Origin of the sequence: Rummeliibacillus sp. TYF-LIM-RU47, from assembly GCF_008638315.1 — a bacterium.
Lineage (GTDB): Bacteria > Bacillota > Bacilli > Bacillales_A > Planococcaceae > Rummeliibacillus > Rummeliibacillus stabekisii.
On sequence record NZ_VVIR01000001.1, the window covers coordinates 707,771 to 724,117 of the forward strand.

Consider the following 16,347-nt stretch of genomic DNA (forward strand, 5'->3'; position numbering starts at 1 on the left):
CAACAATTGTTTTTTAAGACGTTTGAACATGGCAGATCACTCCTTGCCCCTATTATATTCATTTAAAAAGAAAATGTAAAGAAAATTCACTTAACAGACAGAAAGGTTGGGATTAACAAGTGGATAAGAAAATTTTATTTTTTGATATTGATGGTACGTTATACAATTCGGAGAAAAAATTGCCCCCTGCAACATATGAGGCAATCAAAAAAGCTGAGGAAAATGGACATGAAGCCGTCATAGCGACAGGTCGCTCTCCGTTCTTCCTAAAACCGGTACTAGAGGAGCTTGGCTTAAATTCATTTATTAGCTTTAACGGGCAGTATGTCGTTTATAAAGGAAAAGTGATATCTGAACGACCGATTCCCATGGAGATAGTGGAGAAACTGGTGGTCCAAGCAGAGGAAGAGAATAATCCTGTTGTATTTTTGGATGACGTGAGGATGACATCAGCAGCTAAGGATGATGTCAAAGTGCGTACGAGCATGGATTCCTTATTCTATCCTATGCCGGAAGTAGATGCCGAGTATTATAAACAATCCAATACCTATCAAATATTATTGTACGTAGACGAAAAAGGTGAGGAACGATATGCAAACCTATTTCCTGAATTAAAATTTATTCGTTGGCATGAGTTTTCAGTTGATGTAATCAATAGAGAAGTATCAAAAGCGTATGGCATTCAGCAATTTTTAAAACATACTGCATTTGAAATAGAAGATGCAATTGCATTTGGAGATGGATTAAATGACGTTGAAATGCTACAAGCTGCAGGGACAAGTGTAGCAATGGGGAATGGACATCCGAAAGCTAAAGAAGCAGCGACGTTTGTTACAGATCATGTGGATGACGATGGTTTATCTAAAGCCATGAAAAAATTGGGGTTGTGGTAATTAAAAAAAGGACTTGATGTTGGCTCATCAAGTCCTTTTTTTTAATCTTCCAGCGGATTGGCATTTGGTTTCTTTTCAAATGGATTATCTTTGTTAATGTGATCATAAAACATTACACCATTTAAGTGATCCAGCTCATGTTGGAAAGCAATAGCTGGCAATCCTTTTAACCGCATTTTCTTTTCTTCACCATCAAGTGTGAAAAATTTGACCGTAATGCGTGCTGGGCGAGGTACATAGCCGGGCACATCACGGTCTACTGAAAGGCATCCTTCACCAGAAGGAACGTATGCCTCTTCTACAGAATGGCTTACTATCTTGGGGTTGACGGCAATTAGGCTGATTTGCTTGCCCGCACTGTCTGGTAAATGCAAAGCGAACATTCTTTTTGATACATCTACTTGAGGTGCAGCAATTCCAATTCCTGACCGTAAACCATGTTTATCGGCTAATTCTACGTCTTGGCTATTTATCAAAAATTGAAGTAGGTCTTCACCTAATTTTTTTTCCTCTTCTGTAAGGGGGAAGGACAAGTTTTTCGCGACAGCACGCAAAGTTGGATTTCCTTCTCGTATAATATCGTGCATTAAAATCATTTTGCTCTTCCTTTCAAAAAAAGTTCTTTTCTATTATAACGCACACCCAAAATCCCACAATAGTAAAAGAACCTCAGAAGGATGAAAACATTGTTTTAATACATATTAAAAAGGTAATAAATAAATTGGGGTAAACTGTGCTAGTAAAGGTAGTAAAAAAATCACTGTAGTATAATACAGGTTATTCGCACTTTATAATACAGGTTCCTTGCAATAAACTATATGAGATTGAATTTTTAACTCTGCTACTTGCATTGACCGATAAATTATAAAACAGTATACTGGACTTAAATAATAGTTGTATTATAATTTTCATTAGATTTTGTAATACAGATATATAAAGGAGATGTGAGAACATGGCTTCAAAAAAAGGACAACAATTTGATCCTGTAGCAAATTTGCACGAAATTGAAGAAAAGTTTGAAATGTTCCAGATTTTGAATGAAGAAGGGGAAATCGTTAACGAAAGCGCTAATCCTAATCTTTCTGATGAAGAATTAGTTGAATTAATGAGCAGAATGGTCTTTACACGTATACTTGACCAACGTTCTATTTCATTAAATCGCCAAGGACGTTTAGGCTTCTACGCACCAACTGCTGGTCAAGAAGCTTCTCAAATTGCTTCCCACTATGCACTTGAAAAAGAAGACTATATCTTGCCTGGATATCGCGATGTACCGCAAATCGTTTGGCATGGCCTTCCTTTATGGAAAGCATTCTTATGGTCACGCGGACATTTCGTTGGCGGCCAAGTTCCTGAAGGGGTAAACATTTTAGCTCCACAAATCATCATTGGTGCTCAATACGTGCAAACTGCAGGTGTTGCACTTGGCATGCAAAAACGAGGTAAAAAAGCAGTAGCGGTTACTTACACAGGTGACGGCGGTTCTTCACAAGGTGATTTCTACGAAGGTATTAACTTTGCAGGAGCATTTAAATCACCTGCTATATTTATCGTACAAAACAACCAATATGCTATTTCTACACCACGTGAACTACAAACAGCTGCTTCTACAATTGCTCAAAAAGGGATTGCAGCAGGACTTCCAAGCATCCAAGTAGATGGTATGGATCCACTAGCTGTATACGTGGCGACTCGCGATGCGCGTAAACGTGCTGTAGCAGGAGAAGGTCCATCACTTATTGAAACAATTTGTTATCGATATGGCCCGCATACAATGGCAGGCGATGACCCTACTCGTTACCGTACATCAGATACAGATTCAAAATGGGAAAAGAAAGACCCAATCGTTCGTTTCCGTAAGTACTTGACTGAAAAAGGTTTATGGAGCGAAGAAAAAGAAGCTGAAGTAATCGAAAAAGCAAAAGAAGAGATCAAAGCAGCAATCAAAAAAGCGGATGAAGCACCAAAACAAAAAGTAACAGACTTAATCAATATTATGAATGAAGAAATGCCAGCAAATCTTAAAGAACAATATGAAATCTACGCGCAAAAGGAGTCGAAGTAACCGATGGCACAAATGACAATGATTCAAGCAATTACAGATGCACTTCGTTGTGAACTAAAAGATGACGAAAACGTGCTAGTATTCGGTGAAGACGTTGGTGTCAACGGAGGGGTTTTCCGTGCAACAGAAGGTCTTCAAAAAGAGTTTGGCGAGGATCGAGTTTTTGATACACCGCTAGCAGAATCAGGTATTGGCGGTCTTTCAATCGGTCTAGCTTTACAAGGATATCGCCCTGTTCCTGAAATTCAATTCTTCGGTTTCGTCTATGAAGTAATGGATTCAATCAGCGGTCAATTAGCACGTATGCGCTATCGTTCTGGTGGCAGCCTAAATGCACCTGTTACAATCCGTTCTCCATTTGGCGGCGGTGTTCATACACCAGAAATGCACTCAGACAGCTTAGAAGGATTAGTAGCTTCTCAACCAGGTCTTAAAGTGGTTGTTCCTTCTACTCCATATGATGCTAAAGGGCTTTTAATTTCGTCTATTCGCGACAATGATCCAGTTGTTTTCTTAGAACATTTAAAACTATACCGCTCATTCCGTGAAGAAGTACCAGAGGAGTCTTACACTATTCCTCTAGGTAAAGCAGATGTAAAACGCGAAGGTAAAGATCTTTCTATTTTTGCTTATGGCGCTATGGTTCATGAATCTTTAAAAGCAGCAGAAGCATTAGAAAAAGAAAACTACTCTGTTGAAGTAGTTGATTTAAGAACAATTCAACCATTGGATATCGAAACAATCATTGCATCTGTTGAAAAAACAGGTCGTGCAATCGTTGTCCAAGAGGCACAAAAACAAGCAGGTATTGCAGCGAATGTAGTAAGTGAAATTACGGAACGCGCTATTTTAAGTCTTGAAGCACCCGTACTTCGCGTTACAGCACCTGACACTGTATATCCGTTCCCACAAGCTGAAGCTGTGTGGTTGCCAAATTCAAAAGACATTATAGCTACAGCTAAAAAAGTTTTAGAATTCTAAAAAGGAGTGGTGACTTAAAATGGCATATAAATTCCGATTACCAGATATTGGTGAAGGTATCCATGAAGGAGAAATCGTCAAATGGTTTGTAAAACCAGGCGATAAGATCGAAGAAGATACAATATTGGCAGAAGTGCAAAACGACAAAGCTGTTGTTGAAATTCCATCTCCGGTAGAAGGAACAATTGAAAAAGTGCTAGTCGAAGAGGGTACATTGACAACTGTTGGTACTGTATTGCTTGAAATTGACGCACCAGGATATGAAGAGTTAGAACTTCATGGACATAAAGATGAAGACGCAGAAGAAGAAACAGAAGCGCAAGTCCAAGCAACTGCTGAATCAGGCAAAGAAGTCGAAAAAGAGCCAGCTGTTAAAGAAGAAGAGCCAAAAACTGCAACTCCTCCAGTAGGAGAAGAGCCAGAAGAAACAGTAGGCAATGCACGTGTTATCGCAATGCCATCTGTCCGTAAATTTGCACGTGAAAACGGTGTAGACATTAAACAAGTTTCTGGTTCTGGTAAAAATGGCCGTGTATTAAAAGAAGACATCGAAGCATTTAAAAACGGTAAAGCTGCACCAGCAACAGAAAAAGCTGAAGTTGTTGAAGCAACAGCAAGCCAAGAATCAGTACAAGAAACAAGCAAAACACCGGCAATTCCTGAAGGTGATTTCCCAGAAACACGTGAAAAAATGTCAGGTATACGTCGTGCAATTGCAAAAGCAATGGTGCATTCTAAACAAACAGCTCCACATGTAACGCTGATGGATGAAGTAGATGTGACTGAATTGGTGGCACATCGCAAGAAATTCAAAGAAGCTGCAGCTGAAAAAGGTATTAAATTAACATACCTACCTTATGTGGTAAAAGCTTTAGTCAGCACATTGCGTGAGTTCCCTGATTTCAACCGTTCATTAGATGATGCAACACAAGAAATTATCCAAAAACATTATTACAATATAGGAATTGCAGCCGATACAGAAAAAGGCTTGCTTGTTCCTGTTATCAAACATGCTGATCGCAAATCTGTATTTGCTGTGTCAAATGAAATTAACGAGTTAGCAACAAAAGCTCGTGAAGGAAAACTAGCGCCAAACGAAATGAAAGGCGCATCATGCTCTATTACAAATATCGGTTCAGCTGGCGGACAATGGTTCACTCCTGTGATTAATCACCCAGAAGTCGCAATTCTAGGAATTGGGCGAATTGCAGAAAAACCTGTAATAAAAAATGGTGAAATTGTAGCTGCACCTGTGTTAGCATTATCATTGAGCTTTGATCATCGTATGATTGATGGTGCGACTGCTCAACATGCGTTAAATCATATTAAACGCTTGTTAAGCGAACCAGAATTATTATTAATGGAGGCGTAAAAAATGGTAGTAGGAGATTTTCCAATCGAAACAGACACAATTGTCATTGGCGCAGGCCCTGGTGGATATGTTGCAGCAATCCGTGCAGCACAAACTGGACAAAAAGTGACAGTAATTGAACGTGAAAATGTTGGTGGTGTATGCTTAAACGTAGGTTGTATCCCATCTAAAGCATTAATCTCTGTAGGTCACCGCTTCGAAAAAGCTAAACATTCCGATGATATGGGAATTGTTGCTTCAGAAGTGAAATTAGACTTCAAAAAAGCGCAAGAATTTAAAGATTCTGTAGTTAAAAAATTAACTGGCGGCGTCTCTGGTTTGCTTAAAGGCAACAATATTGAAGTGGTAAAAGGCGAAGCATATTTACATGATGCTAACTCATTACGCGTTATCACAGAAAACTCAGCACAAACTTACAACTTTAAAAACGTTATTATCGCAACTGGCTCACGTCCAGTTGAGATTCCAACTTTTAAATTCTCAAAACGCGTCTTAAATTCAACAGGCGCGCTTAACCTAGAAGAAGTTCCTAGCAAACTAGTTGTTATTGGCGGCGGTTACATTGGTACAGAATTAGGTTCTGCTTATGCAAACCTAGGTGCTGAAGTAACAATTCTTGAAGGCGGTAAAGATATTCTTGCTGGCTTCGAAAAGCAAATGACTACTATTGTGAAAAAAGGTCTTAAGAAAAAAGGCGTTACAATCGAAACAAATGCTTTAGCACAAGGTGTTGAAGAAACTGAAACAGGCGTAACTGTTAAATATGAAGTAAATGGTGAAGCTAAATCAGTAGAAGCAGATTACGTACTTGTAACAGTTGGTCGTCGTCCGAATACGGATGAAATGGGCTTAGAAGAAGTGGGAATTGAATTTGGTGAACGCGGTTTAATCAAAGTTGACAAACAATGCCGCACAAACGTTCCAAATATCTATGCAATTGGTGATATCGTTGCTGGACCACAACTTGCTCATAAAGCATCTTATGAAGGTAAAGTGGCTGCTGAAGCAATCGCTGGCGAAAAATCTGTTGTCGATTATTTAGCAATTCCTGCTGTATGCTTTACAGATCCAGAAATGGCTACTGTTGGTTTATCTGAAGACCAAGCAAAAGAAGAAGGGTTTGAAGTTTCAACTGGCAAATTCCCATTCGCTGCGAATGGTCGTGCATTAGCATTAAATGAAACAGAAGGCTTTGTGAAATTAGTTGCGCGCAAAGAAGATGGCTTGCTATTAGGTGGCCAAATCGTTGGTTCTGGTGCTTCTGATATGATTGCTGAAATTGGTTTAGCGATTGAAGCAGGTATGACGCTTGAGGATGTTGCGATGACTATTCACGCACACCCAACATTAGGCGAAATTACTATGGAAACAGCTGAAGTTGCACTTGGTAACCCAATCCATATTATTGCAAAAAAATAATCTAACCTTATCTAAATCTCTTAATAGATTAATTAAGAGAATGGGCTGTAATCAAACTCAAACTTTTGAGTTTGCCTACAGCCCTTTTTATTTCTAATTGGACATAAATCGAATGTAGTTGCTTGTTAGTCTCCTACCCTATAATTCTTAATTATGTTTTAATAAATCCTAAATTCACTGCATAAAAATGTTTGAAAGACGAAGGAGAAGGTAAAGTTAAAGAGTGCATGAATTATAAAAAGGGAGTGCTGTTAATGGATTTGAAATTAAGAGATAAAGTAGCGATTGTAACGGGAGGCAGCAAAGGTATTGGACTCGCTACAGCAAAAAAATTAGTTGAAGAGGGAGCAGAAGTAGTAATATGTGCGCGTACTGCAACTTCTCTCGATGAAGCGATAAAAGAAATAAAAGAAACGACAGGAAAAGAAGCATTTGCTGTTGTCGCAGATGTGACGAATGAAAAAGATTGCCAAAACCTGATCGAGCAAACCATGCAGAAATACGGAAAAATTAATATTTTAGTTAATAATGCGGGCACTTCAGCTGCTCATTCATTTTTAGATGTAGATACAGACTTTTGGAAAAGCGATTTGAATTTAAAGTTATTTGGCGCAATTCATACGGCAAAGGCAGCGATTCAACATATGGAAGCGGCAGGCGGAGGATCAATTGTAAATGTTACTGCCGTTTTAGGGAAAACACCTCCAGCATCTTCATTGCCAACTACTGTAAGCCGTGCAGCTGGAATGGCACTTACAAATGCGATGAGCAAAGATGTAGGCTCATTAAACATAAGGGTTAATACTGTCTGCATTGGGTTAATCCGCAGTGCACAAATAGAAGAAAAGTGGAAACATGAATCGCCAGAGTTATCTTGGGAAGAATACTCTAAAGAAGTAGGGAAATCCATTCCGCTTGGCAGGATTGGGGACACTGTTGAAGCAGCAAATGTAATTACATTCTTAGCTTCAGATGCAGCGTCATATGTAAGCGGTACTGCAGTTAATATAGATGGTGGAGCTGCACCTGCTCTTTAAAAGTAAAAACTCATCAAAGATTCCATCCTTTGGTGGGTTTTATTTTTTTGTAAAATTTTAATTTTTGCATTCAATTTAAAGCAAAAAAGCATCAAAAACTTTCCTTTTTTAGAACTATATTTTAGTTTTTTTCTTCGTACACATTTTGTTCAAAGTTAATACACACAACGTTCAAAAATCCTTGAATGAATTGTGATAATGAGTGCTTTTTTCTTTTAATAAAAATCGGTTGGAGTATAATTCATATGAATCAAGAAAAGAATGATTGAATTTATAGGGAAGTAAGGTGAATTAAAATTGCTGTTGTTATTTTCTACTATATATAAAGTGGAAATGTAAAAAAGTCTCAACAAGTAGTTTTATACTTTTACTTTTATGTTTTTTCAATTATAAAAGGAAAGCTTGTAGAAATTAGTTTCTAGAAGGGACCAACAATTCATTAAAACACTTTATAATGTTTTTATTTGTTTTCTTGAGAAGGGAGTAAAATTATGAAGAAAAAAGTGTTAATCTTACCTTTTGTTATGGCATTCTTGACACTTGTTTTATCCGGATGTCAGCCTTTGATGATCTTTGATCCAAAAGGTCCTAATGCAAGAACGTTGTCAAACACAATCATAATGTCGATTATCGTAATGCTTGTCATTCTATTAGTCGTATATGTTCTTTTGATTAACATGCTTTCAAAATATCGTGCGTCAAAACAAGCGCCAGATTATGAGCCGCCGCACGAAGAGGGCAGCAAAGTACTGGAAGTTGTTTGGACAGTAATACCAATCCTTATTGTTACAGCACTTGCGATTGTAACAGTGTTTACAACATCAAAAGTTGAAAAGAAACCAGAGGGTTACGGTAATAAAGAACCGCTCGTTATATATGCATCTTCTTCAAACTGGAAATGGCACTTTAGCTATCCAGAACAAGGTGTTGAAACTGTAAATTATGTGAACATCCCGACAGACCGACCAATTGAATTTAGGTTATATTCATTCGGTCCGATTACAAGTTTTTGGATTCCGCAATTAGCAGGTCAAAAATATGCAATGAGTGATATGCTTACAAAAATTCACCTAGCTGCTGACCAAGAAGGTTCTTATATGGGCCGAAATTCAAACTTTAGCGGTGAAGGCTTTGCTCAAATGGAGTTTGAGGCTCAAGCAATGTCACAAAAAGACTTTGATGAATGGATAAAAGATGTAAAAGCGAAGGAACCTAAATTGACTGAAAAAGAGTTCGATAAGCTATTAAAAACTTCTTTTGTAGGACGTAAAAGTTATTCATCTACTCACCTAACCTTTAGACCAGCTCCAATGGAACATGGAAAACATGGGAAACACGATATGGAGAATATGAAGGATAAGGATATGGAAGGCATGGATATGTCTCATTAATTTATCATTCTAAAGAATGAAAGGAGTTACACACATGAGTTTTGATGAGTTATTCGCTCCGATGAAAGAGCCGATGATTTTAGCGGCTGGTATCAGTATCATCGTAGGAGCTATTGCTGTTGTTGCAGGTTTGACTTATTTCAAAAAGTGGGGCTGGTTATATAAAAACTGGCTAACTACTGTTGACCATAAAAAAATTGGCGTTATGTACGTCTTTGTAGCGCTTATCATGTTGTTTAGAGGCGGTATTGATGCTTTATTAATGCGTGCTCAAACAGCTATACCAGAAAACGGATTATTAAACTCCGAACACTATAATGAAATCTTTACTACACATGGTTTGATCATGATTTTATTCATGGCAATGCCATTCATCATTGGTTTGATGAATATTGTAGTACCACTACAAATTGGTGCGCGAGACGTTGCATTTCCACGTCTGAATGCTCTTAGCTTCTGGCTATTTGCAGCAGGTGCTGGTTTGTTGAATGTATCATTCGTTATCGGAGGTTCACCAAATGCCGGCTGGACAGCTTACTTCCCGTTGGCAGGTACTGAATTCAATCCAGGTGTAGGGAATAACTATTACGCTTGGGCTCTTCAAATTTCAGGTATCGGTACTTTAATGACAGGTATCAACTTTATTACAACTATATTTAAAATGCGTGCACCTGGCATGAAATTAATGAAAATGCCAATGTTTACTTGGTCCGCATTGATTACAAACGTGATTATTACATTTGCATTCCCTGTATTAACTGTAGCACTTGCATTAATGACTTTGGACCGCCAGTTCGGTACAAAATTCTTCGCAATGCAAGATGGCGGTATGGACATGATGTGGGCAAACCTATTCTGGGTATGGGGACATCCAGAAGTATATATTGTTATACTTCCTGCATTCGGTATTTACAGTGAAATTATCGCGACATTTGCACGGAAAAACCTTTACGGCTATAAATCAATGGTTATGAGTATGGTCATTATCTCGTTACTTTCCTTCATGGTATGGGCTCACCACTTCTATACTATGGGACACGGTGTAATGGTTAACGGCGTCTTCTCAACTACAACTATGTTGATTGCAGTGCCGACAGGTGTAAAAATCTTTAACTGGCTTCTGACGATGAGGCATGGGAAAATCCAATTTACGACTCCAATGCTTTATGCATTAGCGTTTATCCCAATCTTTACAATTGGTGGGGTAACAGGGGTTATGCTTGCTATGGCAAGTGCCGACTATCAATACCATAATACAATGTTCTTGGTAGCTCACTTCCACTATGTATTGATTCCAGGGGTAGTATTTGGTGTACTAGCAGGTTACCACTACTGGTGGCCAAAAATCTTTGGTTTCCGTTTGAATGAAAAATTAGGTAAATCTGCTTTCTGGTTTATCATTTTAGGATTTAACATTGCGTTCTTCCCACTATTCATTTTAGGTTTAGATGGTTATGCGCGTCGTATGTACACATATTCAGCTGACACAGGCTATGGTCCATTGAATATGGTATCGTTCCTAGGAGCTTTAATGATGGGTGTAGGCTTTATCTTACTATGCTACAACATCTACTACAGCTTCCGTCACAGTCCACGTGAAACAACTGGAGATCCTTGGGATGCACGTTCACTTGAATGGGCAACACACAGTCCAGTTCCAGAGTACAACTTTGCAGTAGTACCAAAAATCAACCAATTGGATGAATATTGGTTTGCGAAAAAAGAAGGTAGAGACATTACTGCTGGCGAGTATGAACGAATTCATATGCCGAATAATAGTAGTGCGCCAATGTGGATGGCCGGTGTTATGTTCTTGTTTGCTTTCTTCTTTGTATTTAGTGTATGGGCTGGAGTAATTGTCTTTGGTCTAGCAACTCTTGGATTCTTGGCATATCGTTCATTTGAAAAAGATGAAGGCCATTACATCGAAGTGGCTGAAATTGTTGAAACAGAAAGACGTTTGGGAGGTGAACAATAATGTCTAAAGAAAATACATCAGCCCCACTTGAATACCGCACACATGAGAACGAGATGAAAATCTTTGGTTTCTGGGTATTCTTAGGAGCAGAAATTGTTCTTTTCGCGACATTATTTAGTGTTTATTTTGCATTAGCAGATCGCACAGGTACTGGCCCAACAGGTAAAGAAATATTTGAAATGCCACCAGTATTAATAGAAACATTTGTATTGTTAACAAGTAGTTTCTTAATCGGTTTAGGCGTTCATGCAATGCGTATTGGTCGTAAGAAAGCGATGATGGTATTCTACATCATTACGTTACTTCTTGGCTTAGTATTCCTTGGCGTAGAAATTAACGAGTTCTTAACATATATTCATGATGGTGCAACAATTACAACAAGTGCGTTTATGTCAGCTTTAATGACTTTATTAGGCACGCATGGTGCCCACGTAACATTTGGTTTCCTATGGGGATCAGCCATCCTTATTCAAATTAAGAGACATGGCTTGAATGCGAAAACAGCTAATAAAGCATTTATCTTTTCACTGTATTGGCACTTCCTTGATGTTGTATGGATCTTCATCTTCAGTTTTGTGTACTTGAAAGGAGTGTTGTAATATGAAAGAACTTTTTCCTAAAGAGCACGTATTAGGGTTCGTAGGTTCTCTTCTTTTAACACTCGCTGCGTTAACTGTTATTATGTTCAAAGGTATGTCTAATGGATTGGCTATGACCATCTTGCTGATTACAGCTGCTGCTCAAGCGCTAGTCCAACTGATACTATTCATGCATATCGGTGAAACTGATGACAAAAAATCTCTCTACGTCACTATTATTTATGCAGTAGTTGTAGGTTTAATTACGGTGTTTGGTACGCTTCTTGCAATGGTATGGGGCTACTAATCGCAGACTAATAATAAAAAGCAGGACAATTTAATTTGTCCTGCTTTTTTCATACATATGATGGCTATATTGTTTGATTAATGTAGCAAGCCAACGAAGTTCATTGCTTGCAGTTAAATTTGAAGACATGCCGAGCAACAAGGCTTTACGTGGAGATTCCTTCTGCAATTCTTCCGTTAGCAAATCGAATGTGTCTTGTAATACTGCATCATCTAGAATATCCTTTTTGCACTTTTCAATTTCTGATAGTAACTCTTCTTTTTCCAAATGTCGGCTTTTTTTATGATTTAACTCAAACATTTCTTTTGTAATTAACGGCTCAATTGGAGCTGTGGCCAATACATCAATATGGTGTGCAAGTATCTTGCTCATCTCATAATAGTCGACTCGTTGCTTAGGATTCATAATGATCTCTGTATAGCTTTTTACTAACCCTTGAATACATACGACAAGGTCATATTTGTTTTGAGATATTTGATTACCATATACCTCATCTAAAAGAAACAAGGCGACATAATCAGCTCTCTTGAACTGTTGAATGATTTCTTCCAGGGCATTAGGGTCTATAATATTAATCAGCTCACGACCGTGTGCCATTAAAAAAGGATAATTCTTTTCGACAAATTGAAAAGAAATAACAAAATACTGTATTAGTTTCTCCCTAGGTTCTGCTTGTAAATTTAAGAGAACCTGATACTTTGCTGTGATATCTCTAATAATATATTCAAATATTGCAATTAAGAGTTCTTCCTTAGATTTAAAAGAAAGATAAAACGCGCCTTTAGATATCCCGCATGCTGCTGTAATATCTTGAATAGATGTAGATGAAATGGTACGCTCGGATAAGATTTCCATAGACTTTTCGATAATTAGGTCTCGTTTTGACATTGTTTCACTCTTTCTATGATACTTTCTTTCTATAATTTGACTTTTGACCAGCTAGTCATTTATTATATTGAATTGTGACCAGTAAGTCAAAAAAGGACGGTGTATGAATGAATTCGCTTATTAAATTTGTGCTGAAAAATAAACTAGCAGTTTGGCTATTGACCATAATTGTAGCAGCTGCAGGCCTTTATTCGGGGCTTAAGATGAAGCTAGAAACAATACCGGATATTTCAGTGCCTGTTGCTACTGTAACAACTGTATATCCAGGTGCCACTCCGCAACAAGTAGCTGATGACATATCTATTCCTTATGAAAAAGCAGTCAATCATTTAAAGGGAGTTTCTTCTGTTTACTCCAACTCTTATCAAAATGCTTCCAGTCTGCAAATTGAATTCAAGTATGGAACAGATATGAAAGAAGCTGTGGGTAATATCAAGGAAGCGATTGAGAAAGTAGAACTTCCAGAAACAGCTCAAAAACCTACTGTTGATCGCATTAATATTAATGCATTTCCCATCGTAGCGTTAAGTGTAGCTAATAAAGATCAGTCAATCGCAGACCTAACAAAAACCACCGAAAATTACTTTGTACCGAAACTAGAAGGAATTGACGGAGTATCCTCAGTATCAGTTTCCGGGCAACAAGTGGAAAAGGTCGAGCTTACATATGACCAAAAGAAATTAGCTCAATATGGCTTAACAGAAGATTCAATTAAGCAATATGTGAAAGCAATGGATACAAAAGTTCCGCTAGGTATGTTCCAATTTAAGGATGAAGAACAATCTGTAGTTGTTGATGGTAAAATGACAACTATTAAAGATTTGAAAAAATTAAGTATTCCTGTATCAATGGGGAATTCATCTCAAGCTCAACAACCAGCAGATGCTGCACAAGGTGATGCTTCACAAGCCAGTGCTGCACAAGGCGGCCAAGGCATGCAACAAGCACCTCCTGCGAAGCCATTCGTAAATTTAGGTGAATTAGCTAAAATTAAAGTGATCGGTGAAGTTGAGTCAGTATCACGTACAAATGGCCAAAATGCAATCGCTGTTCAGGTTGTTAAATCGCAAGAAGCGAATACAGTCAATGTAGTAAATGATGTAAAAAAAGCTTCTAACAAGTTTGAAAAAGAAAACAAAGGAATGGATATTGAGGTTACACTTGACCAAGGACAGCCAATTGAAGAATCAGTCCAAACAATGCTTGATAAAGCATTATTCGGGGCCATTTTCGCTGTCATTATCATTATGTTGTTCCTACGTAATATTCGTTCCACTATTATCTCAGTTATCTCTATCCCGATGTCATTATTGATTGCAGTAGGCGTCTTGAAACAGATGGATATTTCACTCAATATGATGACATTAGGCGCGATGACTGTTGCAATTGGGCGTGTTATTGATGACTCGATTGTTGTAATTGAAAATATTTATCGCAGAATTTATCTTGAAGGTGAAAAACTGCATGGCCGAGCATTGATTCGTGAAGCGACAATGGAAATGTTCAAACCAATCTTGTCTTCAACAATCGTAACAATTGCAGTATTCTTGCCGTTGGGTTTAGTGGGCGGCATGGTCGGAGAATTATTCTTGCCATTTGGATTAACTATGGCGTTTGCGTTAATCGCATCTCTTATTGTGGCCGTAACGATTGTACCTGTCATGGCACATTCATTGTTTAAAAAAGAGTTGTATGGTCAGAAAAAGACGAAAAAAGAAGAGCACGGCAAGTTGGCGAATGGATATAAGCGAATTCTAGAATGGGTATTAAACCATAAATGGATTACTTCTATTCTTTCAGTCGTGATTTTAGTTGCGAGCTTATTCTTAGCGCCTTTAGTAGGCTTTAGTTTCCTTCCAGATGATGAACAAAAAATGGTATACCTAACATACACACCGAAGCCTGGTGAAACACGTGACCAAGTTCTAGAGAAAGTGGAAGAGATTGAAAAAGTCGCTATGAAGAAGAAAAATGTAGACACAGTACAATCTTCTGTTGGCGGAGCAAATCCAATGAGTCCAGGTAACAGCAATGGTGCTCTTGTCTATGTTATTTATGACAAAGACACGCAAAACTTTGGTGATAAAAAAGAATCGTTAATTAAAGAAGTAGAAAATATCGGCCATGAAGGTAAATGGAAGAGCCAAGATTTTTCATCAACAGGTTCAAGCAATGAAATTTCTTACTCTGTTTACGGCAATACAGTGGAAGATATTAAACCAGTAGTAAATAAAATCAAGAACATTATGAAAAAACAAGATCATCTAAAAAATGCGAAGTCTTCGCTTGCTGAAAACTATGAAGAAAAAACATTGGTGATCGATCAAGATAAAGCGAAAGCATTGGGTCTGACAACTGGTCAAATCGCCATGGCGATCAACCCAAATACGCAAACTGAAGTATTGACTACAGTTACAAGAGAAGGTAAAGAACTTGATGTGAATGTTCATAAGGAAGCAGCATCTCCTGATGAGTTCAAGGATGTCTTAAATGAGACTGTTGATTCACCATTAGGGAAAAAAGTGAAAATTTCAGATGTAGCTGATGTGAAAGAAGGCACGACTTCTAATCAAATAAACCGCAGTAAAGGTAAAGTCTATGCGGATGTAACGGCAACAGTGACATCCAAAGATGTTACAAAAGCATCTTCAGCGGTAGAAAAAGAAATTAAGAAACTTGATTTGCCGAATAGTGTAGAAGTAGATACTGGTGGGGTAGCAGAGGATATGAATGAAGCCTTCGGACAATTAGGCTTAGCTATTGTTGCAGCAATTGCTATCGTTTACTTTACATTAGTGGTAACGTTCGGAGAAGGTTTAGCGCCATTCGCTATCCTATTCTCATTACCATTTACAGTGATCGGTGCATTAGTCGCTCTATACATTTCTGGTGAAACCATTAGTGTATCTTCTCTTATTGGTTTATTAATGCTGATTGGTATAGTGGTGACGAATGCCATAGTGCTTGTCGATAGGATCATTCATATGGAACATGCGGGCAAAAGCATGCGTGAAGCCATACTTGAAGCAGGAGCAACCCGTTTGCGACCAATCCTCATGACAGCTATTGCAACAATTGGTGCTTTAATACCTCTTGCTATCGGAGCAGAAGGCGGCGGCCTGATTTCAAAAGGCGTTGGGGTAACGGTGATCGGTGGATTAATCAGTTCGACTATTTTAACACTATTAATTGTTCCATTAGTATACGAATTACTCTCTAGAATCCTGAAAAAAGACCGGGCACATGAGAATAAAGTAGACTAACATGAATGGATTGCCCAGGAAATCAAAGTATATGATTTCCTGAGGCAATCTTTTTTTATGTTGTTTTAATAAATGTCTTGATAAGAATTCAGGGTACACATCGACACAATAAGCATGAATAATTTCATTTCCCGGGGAATATGCTAATAAACAACAACGGTTGCAGTTTTCTTTA

Annotated in this window: 13 protein-coding genes; 11 read left to right on the plus strand and 2 right to left on the minus strand. The window is 38.1% G+C overall.

Annotation, left to right across the window (positions count from 1 at the left end; all coding sequences use genetic code 11):
* Positions 1-119: 119 nt before the first annotated feature.
* Positions 120-893 carry a Cof-type HAD-IIB family hydrolase gene (locus F0527_RS03445; RefSeq protein ID WP_150283825.1) on the plus strand — a complete coding sequence of 258 codons (774 nt, stop codon included), beginning with the start codon at positions 120-122 and terminating at the stop codon, positions 891-893.
* Positions 894-934: 41 nt separating this feature from the next.
* On the opposite strand, the gene def is transcribed toward F0527_RS03445, so the two are convergent.
* Positions 935-1,489 (minus strand): peptide deformylase, encoded by a 555-nt coding sequence (gene def / locus F0527_RS03450; protein WP_066785034.1) that lies wholly within the window; start codon positions 1,487-1,489, stop codon positions 935-937.
* Positions 1,490-1,845: 356 nt separating this feature from the next.
* Between def and pdhA the strand changes: the two genes are divergently transcribed.
* From pdhA to qoxD, 9 genes are all read left to right on the plus strand, one after another.
* Entirely contained in the window at positions 1,846-2,958 is a 1,113-nt protein-coding gene (pdhA, locus tag F0527_RS03455) for a pyruvate dehydrogenase (acetyl-transferring) E1 component subunit alpha (protein ID WP_147194368.1), read from the plus strand.
* Between the two features lie 3 nt (positions 2,959-2,961).
* Positions 2,962-3,939, plus strand: coding sequence for an alpha-ketoacid dehydrogenase subunit beta (locus F0527_RS03460; RefSeq protein WP_066785040.1), 978 nt, complete (start codon positions 2,962-2,964; stop codon positions 3,937-3,939).
* A 19-nt stretch (positions 3,940-3,958) separates the two neighbouring features.
* Positions 3,959-5,311 (plus strand): dihydrolipoamide acetyltransferase family protein, encoded by a 1,353-nt coding sequence (locus F0527_RS03465; protein ID WP_150283826.1) that lies wholly within the window; start codon positions 3,959-3,961, stop codon positions 5,309-5,311.
* 3 nt (positions 5,312-5,314) lie between these two features.
* Positions 5,315-6,730: a dihydrolipoyl dehydrogenase gene (gene lpdA, locus F0527_RS03470; RefSeq protein WP_066785047.1), complete on the plus strand. Its 1,416-nt coding sequence runs from the start codon at positions 5,315-5,317 to the stop codon at positions 6,728-6,730.
* A gap of 254 nt (positions 6,731-6,984) precedes the next feature.
* The gene (locus F0527_RS03475) at positions 6,985-7,767 is read left to right on the plus strand and encodes an SDR family NAD(P)-dependent oxidoreductase (RefSeq protein WP_150283827.1); all 783 of its coding nucleotides are present in this window, start codon (positions 6,985-6,987) and stop codon (positions 7,765-7,767) included.
* 491 nt (positions 7,768-8,258) lie between these two features.
* On the plus strand, positions 8,259-9,158 hold the full coding sequence (gene qoxA / locus F0527_RS03480) for a cytochrome aa3 quinol oxidase subunit II (RefSeq protein ID WP_147194359.1): 900 nt from the start codon (positions 8,259-8,261) through the stop codon (positions 9,156-9,158).
* A 34-nt stretch (positions 9,159-9,192) separates the two neighbouring features.
* Complete coding sequence (gene qoxB, locus F0527_RS03485; RefSeq protein WP_150283828.1) at positions 9,193-11,136, plus strand: cytochrome aa3 quinol oxidase subunit I; 1,944 nt, start codon at positions 9,193-9,195, stop codon at positions 11,134-11,136.
* Positions 11,136-11,735 (plus strand): cytochrome aa3 quinol oxidase subunit III, encoded by a 600-nt coding sequence (gene qoxC / locus F0527_RS03490; RefSeq protein ID WP_066785060.1) that lies wholly within the window; start codon positions 11,136-11,138, stop codon positions 11,733-11,735. The genes qoxB and qoxC overlap by 1 nt, the downstream gene beginning before the upstream one ends.
* A 1-nt stretch (position 11,736) precedes the next feature.
* Positions 11,737-12,021, plus strand: a complete 285-nt coding sequence (gene qoxD, locus F0527_RS03495) for a cytochrome aa3 quinol oxidase subunit IV (RefSeq protein WP_147194357.1) — start codon at positions 11,737-11,739, stop codon at positions 12,019-12,021.
* Positions 12,022-12,051: 30 nt separating this feature from the next.
* On the opposite strand, the gene F0527_RS03500 is transcribed toward qoxD, so the two are convergent.
* Positions 12,052-12,909 carry a TetR/AcrR family transcriptional regulator gene (locus F0527_RS03500; protein ID WP_147194354.1) on the minus strand — a complete coding sequence of 286 codons (858 nt, stop codon included), beginning with the start codon at positions 12,907-12,909 and terminating at the stop codon, positions 12,052-12,054.
* A 107-nt stretch (positions 12,910-13,016) separates the two neighbouring features.
* Between F0527_RS03500 and F0527_RS03505 the strand changes: the two genes are divergently transcribed.
* A complete protein-coding gene (locus F0527_RS03505) occupies positions 13,017-16,172 on the plus strand; it encodes an efflux RND transporter permease subunit (RefSeq protein WP_150283829.1) in 3,156 nt (1,051 codons plus the stop codon).
* The last annotated feature ends 175 nt before the right edge of the window (positions 16,173-16,347 follow it).

Excerpts from the sequence above, each read along its gene's own strand:
- def (WP_066785034.1), bottom strand. The coding sequence starts at position 1,489 with ATGATTTTAATGCACGATATTATACGAGAAGGAAATCCAACTTTGCGT.
- pdhA (WP_147194368.1), top strand. The coding sequence starts at position 1,846 with ATGGCTTCAAAAAAAGGACAACAATTTGATCCTGTAGCAAATTTGCAC.
- F0527_RS03460 (WP_066785040.1), top strand. The coding sequence starts at position 2,962 with ATGGCACAAATGACAATGATTCAAGCAATTACAGATGCACTTCGTTGT.
- F0527_RS03465 (WP_150283826.1), top strand. The coding sequence starts at position 3,959 with ATGGCATATAAATTCCGATTACCAGATATTGGTGAAGGTATCCATGAA.
- lpdA (WP_066785047.1), top strand. The coding sequence starts at position 5,315 with ATGGTAGTAGGAGATTTTCCAATCGAAACAGACACAATTGTCATTGGC.
- F0527_RS03475 (WP_150283827.1), top strand. The coding sequence starts at position 6,985 with ATGGATTTGAAATTAAGAGATAAAGTAGCGATTGTAACGGGAGGCAGC.
- qoxA (WP_147194359.1), top strand. The coding sequence starts at position 8,259 with ATGAAGAAAAAAGTGTTAATCTTACCTTTTGTTATGGCATTCTTGACA.
- qoxB (WP_150283828.1), top strand. The coding sequence starts at position 9,193 with ATGAGTTTTGATGAGTTATTCGCTCCGATGAAAGAGCCGATGATTTTA.
- qoxC (WP_066785060.1), top strand. The coding sequence starts at position 11,136 with ATGTCTAAAGAAAATACATCAGCCCCACTTGAATACCGCACACATGAG.
- qoxD (WP_147194357.1), top strand. The coding sequence starts at position 11,737 with ATGAAAGAACTTTTTCCTAAAGAGCACGTATTAGGGTTCGTAGGTTCT.
- F0527_RS03500 (WP_147194354.1), bottom strand. The coding sequence starts at position 12,909 with ATGTCAAAACGAGACCTAATTATCGAAAAGTCTATGGAAATCTTATCC.
- F0527_RS03505 (WP_150283829.1), top strand. The coding sequence starts at position 13,017 with ATGAATTCGCTTATTAAATTTGTGCTGAAAAATAAACTAGCAGTTTGG.